The organism is Brasilonema angustatum, assembly GCF_059505445.1.
On record NZ_JCACKO010000036.1, the window covers coordinates 20,182 to 33,303 of the forward strand.

General features: G+C 41.4%; 15 protein-coding genes. 5 read left to right on the plus strand and 10 right to left on the minus strand.

What is annotated here, in order from left to right:
• Positions 1-59: 59 nt before the first annotated feature.
• The 10 genes from AC5JM2_RS09035 to AC5JM2_RS09080 all read right to left on the minus strand — a co-directional run bounded on the left by AC5JM2_RS09035 (position 60) and on the right by AC5JM2_RS09080 (position 7,141).
• A complete protein-coding gene (locus tag AC5JM2_RS09035) occupies positions 60-182 on the minus strand; it encodes a DUF8629 family protein (protein ID WP_495834563.1) in 123 nt (40 codons plus the stop codon).
• A gap of 173 nt (positions 183-355) precedes the next feature.
• Positions 356-1,126, minus strand: coding sequence for an MBL fold metallo-hydrolase (locus AC5JM2_RS09040; protein WP_495834564.1), 771 nt, complete (start codon positions 1,124-1,126; stop codon positions 356-358).
• A 433-nt stretch (positions 1,127-1,559) separates the two neighbouring features.
• Entirely contained in the window at positions 1,560-2,039 is a 480-nt protein-coding gene (locus tag AC5JM2_RS09045; RefSeq protein WP_495834565.1) for a diacylglycerol kinase family protein, read from the minus strand.
• Positions 2,040-2,180: 141 nt separating this feature from the next.
• Complete coding sequence (gene ybeY, locus AC5JM2_RS09050; protein WP_495834566.1) at positions 2,181-2,708, minus strand: rRNA maturation RNase YbeY; 528 nt, start codon at positions 2,706-2,708, stop codon at positions 2,181-2,183.
• A gap of 40 nt (positions 2,709-2,748) precedes the next feature.
• Positions 2,749-2,904 (minus strand): DUF3285 domain-containing protein, encoded by a 156-nt coding sequence (locus tag AC5JM2_RS09055; protein WP_495834567.1) that lies wholly within the window; start codon positions 2,902-2,904, stop codon positions 2,749-2,751.
• 155 nt (positions 2,905-3,059) lie between these two features.
• Positions 3,060-4,179, minus strand: a protein-coding gene (gene prfB, locus AC5JM2_RS09060) for a peptide chain release factor 2 (protein ID WP_495834568.1) whose coding sequence is annotated in 2 segments (ribosomal slippage) — positions 3,060-4,106 and positions 4,108-4,179 — 1,119 coding nt in all. Because the reading frame shifts where the segments join, the coding sequence is not laid out codon by codon here.
• 282 nt (positions 4,180-4,461) lie between these two features.
• Positions 4,462-4,830, minus strand: coding sequence for a BON domain-containing protein (locus tag AC5JM2_RS09065; RefSeq protein ID WP_210612531.1), 369 nt, complete (start codon positions 4,828-4,830; stop codon positions 4,462-4,464).
• A 570-nt stretch (positions 4,831-5,400) separates the two neighbouring features.
• Positions 5,401-5,979: a PepSY domain-containing protein gene (locus tag AC5JM2_RS09070; RefSeq protein WP_495834569.1), complete on the minus strand. Its 579-nt coding sequence runs from the start codon at positions 5,977-5,979 to the stop codon at positions 5,401-5,403.
• Between the two features lie 94 nt (positions 5,980-6,073).
• Positions 6,074-6,742 carry a Fe2+-dependent dioxygenase gene (locus tag AC5JM2_RS09075; RefSeq protein WP_495834570.1) on the minus strand — a complete coding sequence of 223 codons (669 nt, stop codon included), beginning with the start codon at positions 6,740-6,742 and terminating at the stop codon, positions 6,074-6,076.
• Between the two features lie 189 nt (positions 6,743-6,931).
• Positions 6,932-7,141 carry a hypothetical protein gene (locus AC5JM2_RS09080; RefSeq protein ID WP_495834571.1) on the minus strand — a complete coding sequence of 70 codons (210 nt, stop codon included), beginning with the start codon at positions 7,139-7,141 and terminating at the stop codon, positions 6,932-6,934.
• 412 nt (positions 7,142-7,553) lie between these two features.
• On the opposite strand from AC5JM2_RS09080, the gene AC5JM2_RS09085 reads away from it, so the two are divergent.
• From AC5JM2_RS09085 to AC5JM2_RS09105, 5 genes are all read left to right on the plus strand, one after another.
• Entirely contained in the window at positions 7,554-8,615 is a 1,062-nt protein-coding gene (locus tag AC5JM2_RS09085) for a sulfonate ABC transporter substrate-binding protein (RefSeq protein ID WP_495834572.1), read from the plus strand.
• A gap of 511 nt (positions 8,616-9,126) precedes the next feature.
• Entirely contained in the window at positions 9,127-10,260 is a 1,134-nt protein-coding gene (gene ssuD / locus AC5JM2_RS09090) for an FMNH2-dependent alkanesulfonate monooxygenase (RefSeq protein WP_495834573.1), read from the plus strand.
• A gap of 24 nt (positions 10,261-10,284) precedes the next feature.
• A complete protein-coding gene (gene ssuC / locus AC5JM2_RS09095) occupies positions 10,285-11,067 on the plus strand; it encodes an aliphatic sulfonate ABC transporter permease SsuC (RefSeq protein ID WP_495834574.1) in 783 nt (260 codons plus the stop codon).
• A gap of 24 nt (positions 11,068-11,091) precedes the next feature.
• Positions 11,092-11,895, plus strand: a complete 804-nt coding sequence (locus AC5JM2_RS09100; protein ID WP_495834575.1) for an ATP-binding cassette domain-containing protein — start codon at positions 11,092-11,094, stop codon at positions 11,893-11,895.
• Between the two features lie 8 nt (positions 11,896-11,903).
• The gene (locus tag AC5JM2_RS09105; protein WP_495834576.1) at positions 11,904-13,058 is read left to right on the plus strand and encodes a PstS family phosphate ABC transporter substrate-binding protein; all 1,155 of its coding nucleotides are present in this window, start codon (positions 11,904-11,906) and stop codon (positions 13,056-13,058) included.
• Positions 13,059-13,122 lie beyond the last annotated feature (64 nt).

The window sequence follows — 13,122 nt, forward strand, 5'->3', positions numbered from 1 at the left end:
GGTAACAAAAATACTTCTAAGTTACGGACTAGGGGCGGTGCTGATTGTTTTTTGTGACTTCAGTGGGCGGAGCCATTGCCATGATAGTTATCTGAATCGTAGAATCCATTTTTCGTACCAAAAAACAAGCACGAAACTGTGAAGACAATTGTCAGTGCAGCTAAAACCAGCTTTACATCCATGTGTTTGTTGCCCTTTATGAAAGACTTTCTGATTTTAATTGAGTGATTTCTATATCTCAAGAAATCCCCAGAAAATCTTTATCTACTATTGTTTATGAAAATTATGATATAAGTAAATATACTTTTTACAAATATTATTATAAGACTTGTGTGAGACTGATTTTGGACTACGGCTAAAACTTATAACTCAAAACTTGAATTATAGTCTTCTCCGGCAATTTACCAGAGCTGACAGTAATCGTGTCACTACTGCTAGAACGTACTGTCATTCCGTTCATGAGTTTTAGGAAGTCATCCAAAGGTGATATATCGCAGTTTGCAGCATCTGCTGCTTGTGTGCGGTAATGGGTAGGAATCACTATTTTGGGATTGAGGGTTTGAATTGCAAGTCTGGCTTCTTCAGGATTATAGGCTTTTGCACCTCCTCCTACAGGCACTAACGCCACATCAGGACGCCCCATAAGGATTTTTTGTTCAATGGAAATGGGTGCTGCAGCTCCTCCCAAATGAAGGATATTAATTCCCGCTTGCTTCCAAAGCCAGGCCGTATTTACACCAAATTGCCTGCCACCTTTACGGTCATGGTTTATGGGGATTCCCTGGAACTTAATGTTATTAAACTCGTAAGCTCCCGCTTCATACATAAGCTTTGGATTTCCAACAAGGTCTTCTACAGCACCTTCATCTAGCAATTGACTGCTAATCAGAGCTAAATCAGCCGCAACCTTGGGCACACGATAACGAGCGGTACAGCCAACTGCCCGAAAAGGATTCGTGAGAATTTTGACTCCGCCACCAGTAAATAAAAAGCTAGTATGACCGAGCCACTGAATTGATAATGAACCGCCAGATTGGGCATTAGCTTGAAGGGAGGAACCCAAGCTCGTAACTAATGTTGTTGTTAATCCGGCTCCTGCATAGCCCAATAACTGTCGTCGTTTCATGAATTCTTCTCTCTAGACCGCAATTGTTCTGTAAAAGTTTTGCAGTAGTTGCTTGCTTGAAGTTCTCAGGACACTTTCACGTTAAATGAAACTGGACGCCCTCAATATGAGGATAGTTCCAGTGTCACACCTTTATAAGTGTGCCATCCTTAATTCAAGCAGTGATTTCTAGCACATTTGGACAAGTGTCACACGAAATCACTAAACTATGATACCTGGTTGCGGTCATCGGAGTTTCTATTTGGGCGAAAATTCCCACGCCTGTATGATACAGGTAAAACTATCGTAGTTACCGTCGATAACTATTATTAAAAGTTGTTATTTGTTATTATTTCTGGTTTCTAGCAATTAAGATAATTGCGAGTAATTCTCATGACTCAGATTTTCATCTTTAGTTTCAGTCATCTTGAAAAAAGACACTTCTGCCCAGCACTTAGGATGATACAGATGCCAACACTAAAGCTAACAGGGGAGGAAGTAAAAGTGTACCAGCCACTATCACTGCTACCAAAGCAGAGACAAGCACAGCAGCAGCAGCGCAGTCTTTAGCAATTTTTGCCAACTCATGGTAGGTCTGTTTAACTGTTAAGTCCACAATTGACTCGATCGCCGTATTCAGCAACTCCAACGCCAAAACTAAACCGCTCGTTAGTCCAATCACAGCGATTTCTACAGATTTAAGATGCAAGAAAATGCTCAAGGTAATTGCCAAAGTACCAACACAAACATGAATGCGAAAATTACGTTGTGTTTGAAAAGCGTAGCTAATTCCGCACCAAGCATACTTAAAACTGACAAATAAATTAGAGGCAACTTGCCACGATAATTGACGTTGGCTACTAACAACCGTTTCTAAGCAGTCCGGTACTGGCGGCAGCGAAGCTTTTGGTGGAGATGAGACTTGTTGAGACATAAGTGTAAAGACCAAACAGCAGAGTAGGTGGGGAACAGACAGCAGATGTTAGGAGAATAGTGCACTTATTAGCAATTTGTAACAGAAAAATATCAAATATTAAATACAGAATAACACTTAGATTCTAATGGTAAGTCATTGCTATTCAAAGTCAGTGTCAATACCTATCGCCTTCAGTAATATGACTTGTTGCTTAAGCATTTGGCTCAAACTTTGTTCATCAGGATGATCCCAACCCAAAAGATGCAGTAACCCATGAGCTGCTAACCAAGCGAGCTCTGTTGGCAAAGGATGTTCTTGCTGTTGAGCTTGCTGCTGAGCAGTTTCGACAGAAATAACAATATCACCGAGATACAACGATTCTTGAGTGTCTATTTCTGTCAGTTCAGGGCTATCTACCTCTAGTGCTGCAAAAGATAAAACGTCTGTCGGTTTATTTTGATGACGATACTGCTGGTTGAGTGTCATAATTTCACAGTTGTCTGTTAAACGTAGTCCAACTTCATAAGTAGGCGCTAAAGAAATACTCGGCTGTAGTATTTCTAACCAACACTCAAACCAGTCTTCCCAAGTTTCAGCAGTTATATGGGCGTCCTTTTCTCCAGAGCGAAGAGCTTCTGGCTGGGATGATTCATGATAATAGTCCTGCACATACAGTTCAACTCGCACCAGCTACAAAGTCTCCTAAGCCCACGTATAAATTTCATCCTTAGCGAGTGAGGTAAGCCAGACCTACTAGTACTGCTAAAAGACCTACTATCGTTAATACAAAATGCTTCAAAGAGGTCAGACGCTTTTGCACCATGTTTCGCATGGCGAGTTTGACGTAGGAAGGTTGAGGTTCTGTAGAACGAGAGTCACTCATAATGATGATTTGTTAACAAACTCTTCTCATAATGTAACAGTTCTTATAGCACCAAGTTGCCATTGTGCCCCCTTTGGAAAGGAGTGAAGCAGGGAGGGAAACACCGAACAAAGGATTTATTCCCACACTCCCACACTTTCTCTTGCTGATTCTAATTATGCAGAAGCTTCTACCAACTGGTTCTCTTGCCGTAAATAGGCTTGGATAAACATATCGATTTCACCGTTCATTACATCCGCGATCGCAGTTGTTTCCTCAGCAGTCCGCAAATCCTTCACCATCTGGTAAGGATGAAAAACGTAGTTACGGATTTGGTTACCCCAGGAGGCTTCTACCATATCACCCCGGATTTCAGCGACTTCTTTGGCGTGTTGCTCTTGAGCGATAACCAGCAGTTTTCCCTTCAAGCGAGCGAGGGCTTTTTCTTTGTTTTGTAATTGGCTGCGTTCCTCCGTACAACGCACAGCTATACCAGTTGGAATGTGAACAATACGTACTGCGGTTTCTACTTTATTAACGTTTTGCCCACCTTTACCTCCAGAACGAGTTGTGGTTATTTCCAAATCTTTCTCTGGAATTTCTAGTTGTATATTATTATCTATCTCGGGCATCACTTCCACGCCAGCAAAGCTTGTTTGCCGCTTACCGTTGGCGTTGAAGGGTGAAATCCGCACGAGACGATGTGTGCCTGTTTCGGAACGCAGGTAACCATAGGCATAGCGCCCGGTAATTTCTACAGTTGCAGATTTGATCCCCGCCTCATCACCTTCGGAAAGTTCGCTTAAACTGACTTTATACCCATATTTTTCTCCCCAACGCGTGTACATTCGCAGCAACATATCTGCCCAGTCTTGAGCATCGGTACCACCTGCCCCGGCGTTGATTGTGAGTACTGCGCCCTTTTGATCATAAGGACCAGAAAGCAACTGGAGTAACTCCCATTGGTCTAATTCGCGCTTTAGCTTATCAACATTAGACTCAGCTTCTTGCAAAAGCCCTTCATCTGTGTCTAACTCCAACAGTTCTAAAACTGCTTTAGTGTCTTCCAAACTGGCTTGCCACTGGTGATATTGTTGTAAATGTGCTTTGAGATCGTTGAGTTCTTGCAGTGTTTTTTGTGCCTGCGTTTGGTCATTCCACAACTCTGGTTGAGCGGCTATTTGTTCTAAATCTTGAATTTTGGCAGAAAGTGCAGGTATGTCAAAGATAGTCCTGGGTTTTACCCAGGCGATCAGACAACGTTTCAATTTCGCGTTTGAGTTCTAAAACTTCCATACTACCTAATTGATAATAAGCGCTTTGAATGTGCTAGTGCGTCCCGACGGTTGCTTTACACTATTGCTCTCTATTTTATTTGTTTTTACTTTAGCAAATATAGACCTGTGCGGCGTTTTTTCTGTAACAAGTTTTACATTAAATTTACTGATTCTTGACAAGATTAAATCAGGGAACAGGGAACAGGGAAACTGATACCTGTTGAGAGTTGTACTGTAGGTTTTCTGCTTTAAGTTTTGTCGGGTGGGTAATATTTTGTCATACCCACCTGATGGAAAATCTTTAGCCGACGGTAACTTGATTGCTGTCAACTGCAGTCGCACCATTAACTGAACGCGCTACAGAAACCATCTTGTTGAGAATGTCTTGGCTGGGAACTTTGCCTTTGAGGACTACAGTGCCACCTGTTTGAGCTACCCAGAGAGTTTCTATATCATCTAATTGTTGGTCTTGGTCAAATGCAAGTGCCACGCGCTTTGCCAAACCACTCTGGTCATATTCTCCATTCAATCCTACACGCTCTGGGGCGATTTGTTGAGTTGCAGCTGCAGGAGCAGCAGTTTGCTGAGCTTGTTCTACTGGTTGTGGTTCTGGATTAACTTGTGCTTCTTGAGGTTTCTCCATTCCAAAAAGTCTTTTTAACCAGCCCATAATACTATTGCCTCCTATCAGGGTTTCATTACATTTGAGTATAGAAGGCTGGATAAATGGTGACATCTGCCTGGAAAAATATATGCTGTATTATTAATTACTGCTTTGGGGGTAAATTTCTAATGTCTCTGTCGCAGGGAGGGTTTTGAGGAGAGTTTAAGGAACCGCAGAGGCGCAGAGAAGAGGAGGGGAGAGGTAATAGCGTGCACTTCTCACCACCGCACTTCTAAAGCACAGTTTAGAATAAGTGACAAGTGTTTAGTGATACTAATTATTAAAAATGATAAATATTGATCCCGTAATTAGTGCGATGAAACCTTTTGTCGGTTCTGTTGGAAAGCAAGTTATCAAAAACGCTCAGCATAATGAAGCTGTGATCCAAGTTTGAAAAAGTTTGAAACTTGATCCAACACAACCCCCTAAAGATGTTGATGGTGTTTATGCTTATACCAATTCTTTATGAAGCTGCGCTACATAAAGAATTGGTATTAGTTCTGTTGAATACAATAAATTTTATTTTTGAATTTTGAATGTTAGCGTAGCGTGCCGCAGGCAGCGAATTTTGAATTCTTAAGACTCTCCGTCAACTTTTGAAACACGACGTTTACGGAATATTCTTGTCATATTTATTCCTGTCACCAACATTGCTAGTAAACCCAAACCAAGTAAAAGTACATAAAAAGGTCTAAAAAATGATCCTAAATATGATCCTTGGTGAATCCTTAAAAAAAGAGCAGCTTGTTCACCAGACATTCCGAACCAATTTTTTCCAACTCGAAAAAGAATACCTGTTACTGCTGTTACAGCTAGAGGTAGAAATATAATTGGGGCAATAATGCGATGAATGACGCGAAAATCAGGTTTGGAATTATTTGATTTAGACGAAATTCTTCTGAATTTCATCATATTTAAACCAGTGACTATCATCCCCAACAGTCCCAAACCAACTAAAAGCACATAAACAGGTATTAGTGGTTTACCAAGGTATTCACCTTGGTGAATCACCATCATGAACTCTGCTATATTGCTTGGCATCCCAAACCAACTTCTTCCCAAACGATAGATCATTCCTGTTAAAGCACTAGCAAGTAAGGGTAAAAAAATAATTGGAGCAACTTTGTGGTGAATTTTCCGAAAGTTTATTTGCATATATTTATGGTGAATATATCAATTATAAATCGATCAGTAGCTTAAATCGTTGAACAGCCAACAGTGAACAGTAAACACTAACAACTGATAACTGTTAAATCTCAGCCCATTTCCGCAACAAATTTGCATGAGTTTTACAAATCAAGTCAAATTCTGGTGTTATTCCATGCTTCTGAAAAAGGGCTTGGCGTGCAGTTTCTAAATCGAACAAAATTTCCCTCTCTCCGGTATCGCGAATAATACTTTGTACCCAACTAATAGCGGCAAATCTCGTACCTTCAGTTACAGTTGTCACTTGATGCAGCGTTGAAGATGGATAAACAATCATCGAACCTGCTTCTAGTTTGAAAACTTGTTCACCCAAAGAAGTATCAATCATTAATTCTCCACCAACATAACTGCTAGGAGAACTGAGAAATAGAGTTAATGAGACATCAGAACGAGTCAAAACTTCATTTCCCATCAGGGCATTATCGGTATGATAACCGTAGTACATTCCCGGTTCATAGCAACTAAATATAATAGGTCGAATAATTTTTGGTCTGACGGCTGCTTGAAACAAGCGATTGCGTTGCAGTGCCTGCATGACAATGCTTGTCATTTCTTCTGTGAGTGCATTTTGTGGTAATTGTAGATTATTTTTCACTTCTTTTGCGTACCATCCTGCTGTTTCTTTGCCGTCTCTCAATTCCGAATTTGTCAATTTTGAATGAATTAATTCTAACTCCTCAGAGTTAAGAATATTATCAATACAAATAATCATGATAAGAAGTTTTTTTTCTTTATTTCCAACTCTCAAAAGAGATTTCTTTATTAACCGGTCAAAACTGTCATTTTTTGCATAAAAAAGGGATAAAGTGAGAGCACTTTATACCTGTGAAATCAAAAAAGTATAAATTTTATAGTATTTATACTTTCAGGAGTTAACTTTCTTCATCAAAACTTAAAATAATTACTTGCCTTCACCACCTTCACCACGTTCACCAGCTTCACCAGCGTCATTTGATTTTGTAGGTGCTTTAGTTTGTTGGGTTTTGGGGGTATTTCCCTTTCCTTCGCCACCTTCACTACCTTCCCCAGCATCATTTGCTGGGCTACAGGCGGTAGTAGTTGCTGCTAGACCTAGGGCAAGAAATAATGCAATTGCTTTTTTAGAACCCATAATAGACTCCCTAGTGGCTTGTGAATAATTGCATATTGTTAATTGTACAGAATCAGGCTGTCACAAACGATAAACAAGCACGTAATTTTTGCTATAGAGAAAATACTCTATGAACACCCCACCTCTAAAACGCACAAAAAGAGAAACCCGTTACAGTCTGTATCATTTAAGTTTCCGTACCTGGTTGAGTTAGCAACTAAGTATTTTGTAGGCAGTTCATAGCCCTCAATCAACATAATACTATGAAGGCGAGAGTCGTCAATGCTGCACCTGCAATTTTGTGTTTTCAACAAAATATTAAACAGGCTACAGAAACTATTAAATTCCATGATAGATTTTTACGTCTACCATGCGAAAATCTCAATATAACCAGGGTTGTTGTGGAGCTATGAATCTTTTAATTCTCTTAAAGATGTTTTCAAGCATCAGAAGTTTTTTTCGTGAGTTGATCAAGGTACTGAAGCCAGATTCCGCTAAATTTTTTGCAGTGCTATTTACTTTTGGTTTGTGCCTAAGTTTGAGCTTTTCTGCTTTTAGTCCGAGTTACGCAAAAAGTTCTACTCAAAATTCTGGTGCGAATCTTGCAGCTAATACCTCGATCGCTGCTGTTAACGTTGTGCGGATGGGTTATCAAAAATCTGCAGTTCTGGCTTTGGTGAAGCAACAAGGCACTTTAGAAAAACAATTGTCCCCTTCTGGGGTTAGTGTCAAGTGGCTAGAATTTCCCTCTGGTCCTCCGATGATGGAAGCCTTGAATGCAAACAGTATCGACTTCGCGGCTGTAGGCGAGGGACCACCAGTATTTGCTCAATCAGCTGGTGTTCCACTGGTGTATGTTGGTAACTCTTCAGCAAGTCCAGAAGGTTTGGCAATTCTAGTTCGCAACAATTCGCCAATTAAGACTTTAGCTGATCTCAAAGGTAAAAAAGTTGCCGTTGCTAAAGGTTCAAGTGCTCATTTTTTGTTGGTGCAAGCGTTGTCATCTACAGGATTACAGTACAGTGACATTCAGCCGACTTATCTTTCTCCAGCAGATGCTCGTGCTGTCTTTGAACAAGGCAAGATTGATGCTTGGGGAATATGGGATCCATTTTTAGCAGCAGCTCAAAAGAGTGGGGGAGCGCGGATATTAAGAGATGCTAAGGGTTTGGCGTCATGGAGGGAATTTTATGTGACGTCGCGAAGCTTTGCGGACGCAAACCCACAGCTTGTTAAGCAAATTCTTGAATCAGTTGACAAGGTAGGGAAGTGGGCAAAGAAAAATCACCGCCAAGTTGCTGAAGTATTATCACCGCAAATGGGCATTGATGTTGCTTCGTTAGAGTTAGCAGAAACTCGCCGCAAACGCTACGATGTACTACCCTTTAGCAATGAAGTGGTTGCAGAGCAACAAAAAGTTGCTGATACTTTCTTACGTCAGAAATTAATACCCAAACAAATCAAAGTAGCAGATGCTGTTTGGAAACCTAAATAGTGATATAGGAATCCGGTTTGATTTGGTGAATTGACTCGTGGAGGTAGGGAACGCTTAACGCTTAACGCTTAACAGAAAGTGTACCTAGCTTCGTCAAAAATCAAATACGAGTCCTATACCAAGTCGCTCAATGACTTCACCCCAGTCGCTATGCTCAAATTCACGCATTAGCACAGTGATAAAAATAATTTTTACGCATGAGGTGTGGGGTGAAGTGATGCGTATGAATGCAACTCACTTATCAAATAAAACTGCTATGGGGTGGTATTCAGAATAGATGCAAATGTTTGATTTTTTTAGCAGTTCAAACAGATATAGCAATTTTAAAATCATAAGGCCTAGGGGCACGCACTCGCGTTCGTGAAATATTCGATTGAGGCTGTAAAAAGTCTAGTGTCCTTAGTTAAAAGTAGTATAAAAAGATAAATAACTAAGGACGTTCATAATCAGGAATTTTACAACTCAAACAAGACTGCCATAAAGACGTAATTAGTAATGAGCACAGAGGGACATGGAATTACTTTGGTTTATTCCAACACATGGAGATGGTCGTTATTTAGCAACAGCAGTTGGTGGTCGTGAATGCAACTTTTATTACTTTCAACAAATTGCTCAAGCTGTAGATAATTTGGGCTTTACTGGGGCTTTGCTACCCACTGGACGCTCTTGTGAAGATGCTTGGGTATTGGCTTCGTCTCTGATTGCTGTGACTCGTCAAATGCGTTTTATGATTGCAATCCGTCCAGGGTTAATGTCTCCTGGATTGTCAGCACGAATGGCAGCGACATTTGACCGCGTATCTAACGGACGCTTGCAAATTCACGTTGTAACTGGTGGTGATCCCGTAGAATTGGCAGGGGATGGCGTGCATCTTTCTCATGATGAGCGTTATGAATTAACCGACGAATTTTTGAGAGTGTGGAAAGACATTTCAAGTGGTTTAGAAATTAACTTTAGTGGGAAGTATTTCCAAATAAAAGGTGGTAAAATATTATTTACTTCTGTACAAAAACCTCATCCACCCTTATGGTTTGGAGGTTCGTCATTTGTTGCACAACAGATTGCGGCTAAGCATGTTGATGTTTATCTGACTTGGGGAGAACCACCGCAACAAGTGGCAGAAAAGATTGCATCTGTGCGTCAATTAGCAGCAGAACAGGGCAGAACTCTACGCTTTGGTATTCGGCTACATGTCATTGTGCGGGATACTGAAAGTCAAGCTTGGGACGCAGCAAATGATCTGATTAAATATGTGAGTGATGAGGCGATCGCCAATGCACAAAAAATCTTTGCCAGAATGGATTCTGAAGGACAGCGCCGGATGACGCAGTTGCACAATGGCGATCGCAAAGCACTAGAAATTAGTCCAAACTTATGGACAGGAGTTGGGTTAGTGCGGGGTGGTGCAGGTACCGCTTTGGTAGGAGATGCCGACACAGTCATTGCCAGAATGGAGGAGTATGCAAAACTGGGAATTGATATCTTTATTCTTTCTGGTTATCCTCACTTAGAAGAAGCCTATCGAGTTGCTGAATTACTATTTCCTCGCCTACCGCTGCAAAAACCGTCTAACATAAATCAAACACAAATGTTCAGTCCTGTTGGCGAACTTATCGGCTTTGAAAACTTTCCAAAACAGCAATAACAGATAGTCCAAGGGACCTGGATAATGAAAAGAAAATTTCTCAAGCCATACTTCGATAGATTAGCTCCTTGGTGCGTCCCTCTTCTGTTAGTTGTCCTTTGGCAGTTACTTGTGCAATTTGGTTTTGTTTCTGAAAGAGTATTACCCGCTCCCACAAATGTTTTGCTGGCAGGAATTCGTCTTGCTAAATCGGGAGAACTTTTTTTTCACCTTGGTATTAGCGCACAACGGGCAGTTCTTGGCTTTTTAATTGGTGGTAGCATTGCTTTTGTTTTGGGATTATTAAATGGCATCCTTCCCATCGCAGAAAAGTTGTTAGATACACCGATTCAAATGTTGCGTAATATTCCACATTTAGCCATGATTCCCTTGGTTATCTTATGGTTTGGAGTTGGAGAAGAAGGGAGGATTTTTTTGGTTGCGATCGGTGTATCGTTTCCCATTTATATAAATACGTTTCATGGTGTCCGAACCGTTGATCCAAACTTGATTGAGATGGGAAAAGTATACGGACTCAAGCCTTGGTCTTTGTTTTGGGAAATCATTTTTCCTGGCGCATTGCCCTCAATTTTGATTGGCGTACGTTACGCTTTGGGAGTTATGTGGTTGACTCTGATTGTTGCTGAGACAATTTCCTATGACTCTGGTATCGGTTATATGGCAATGAATGCTCGTGAATTTATGCAAACGGATGTGGTCGTCTTGAGCATTCTACTCTATGCATTGTTAGGAAAGTTAGCAGATGTATTTGCAAAATTTTTAGAAAAGAAATTGCTTTCTTGGCATCCTAGTTACCAAAATCTGTAACCCAAAGTTGATAGGAGTTTTTTTATGATTAAACCCAAGCGCGTAGGAGTCGATTTAAAAGTAATCGGTCTGAGTAAAACCTTTGGGAATATTCGTGTATTGCAAAACTTGGATTTAGAAATAGCTAAAGGCGAATTTGTAGCTATTGTCGGGCGTAGTGGCTGTGGAAAAACTACCCTATTAAAGCTATTAGCAGGATTAGAACCCGCGAGTGACGGCAGTATACTACTTGATGGCAAGCAATTGCGTAAGCTCAATCCAGAAACACGAGTGATGTTTCAGGATGCTCGTCTTTTGATGTGGAAACGAGTGATAGAAAATGTGGGGTTGGGATTAAAGGAACACTGGCGACAAAAGGCACATTGGGCGTTAGAACAAGTCGGACTTGCCGAACGTGCTTTTGAATGGCCAAGTGTGCTTTCGGGAGGACAACGCCAACGGGTAGCACTGGCAAGAGCATTAGTGAGTGAACCACGTTTACTCTTACTAGATGAGCCTTTGGGAGCGTTAGATGCCCTAACTCGGATTGAGATGCAGCGTCTAATAGAATACATTTGGCAACAACAGCAGTTTACTGCATTATTAATTACTCATGACGTAGAAGAGGCAGTGACTTTAGCTGATAGAATTATTCTCATAGAACGAGGTGAAGTGGCTATGAATTTATCTGTGCCCCTGGCTCGTCCTCGTCAACGAAGTGATGCTATATTTGCAACATTAGTCGAAAAAATCTTGGAGCGGGTGTTGAATACAAAACCCAGTTGCCAAAAATCGACAAAAGGGGAATCTACCATAGCACCAATTGCTACCTACAACATACTCCCCTAAGAAATTGGATGAATACTGACGAATCGAATACCAAGGGAAACATCATCTGTGGTCGGTGTGCTTATGATGCAAATCCTCGTGGAGCTACACATTGTAAAAAGTGTGGCATGCCCCTTGTTATTGCTTCTGTACCTAACAGCGATCCAAGTCCTGGCTCTGACTCTACACTGCTCGTAGGTGGGATTAGTCTAGTAGCCACAGTGTTGTTTTTTGCTACCGGAGGTTATTTTTTCTGGCAGCAAGTCCGAGTCGCATCAACCCCAAGTAATCTCAACAATTCCGCCGATAACATTTCCTCGGATATCCGACTCTACAATTCTATGAAGGAAGTCCCGAAGGTGCCGGAAGGAACATTCAATTACGGTGGTGCTGTTGTCTTCGCACCTCTGAGGAAGGATGCACATAAAGTTATCAACCAAGTTTACCCAAAGTTTAGGCTGCGGTTTACCGAACCTAAGTACAACAACCCTGGTCAAAATACTGGGATCACTATGTTGCTTGATGGCGAACTTAGCTTTGCCCAATCTTCTAAGCCATTAGAGGATACTCATTACAGCAAGGCAAAGCAACGGAATTTTTCTCTACAGCAGGTGGCAATAGGTATCGACGGCTTCCTGTTGTTTACCCATCCAGATGTTTCTATCCCTGGACTTGCAGTTGAACAAGTTAAAGATATTTTTAAAGGAAAAATTACCAATTGGAAGCAGGTGGGAGGACCGGACTTAGCAATCACAGCTTTTGCTTTCAACCCGAAGTTTGGTTCCTCACTCAGCATTCTTCTTGGTCCGGAATTGGATCAACTCAGCCCTAAAGTACAGTTTATGCGCGATTACACTGATGGTGTTCGTAAAGTTTCCTCAATTCCAGGTGCGATCGGCATTGGCTCTACTGGAGCAATTCTCGGTCAACAGTCAATCCGCCCTCTTGCTGTCGCTCATGGCAACTCTAAGAATTACGTGCGACCCTTTACAGATGATGGCAAGCAGGTGAACGCTGCGGCTTTACGGGATGGCACATACCCCCTGACTAGGCGTCTGTTCATAGTCATTCGCCGAGACGGTACTATCGATGAGGCTGCTGGAGTGGCATATACTAATTTGTTACTATCTCAAGAAGGGCAGCAGTTTATTGAGAAGGCTGGTTTCGTTCCTATTCGTAATTAGTCGTTCAAACTCAAGAAGGGCAGCAGTTTATTGAGAAGGCTGGTTTCGTTCCTATTCGTAATTA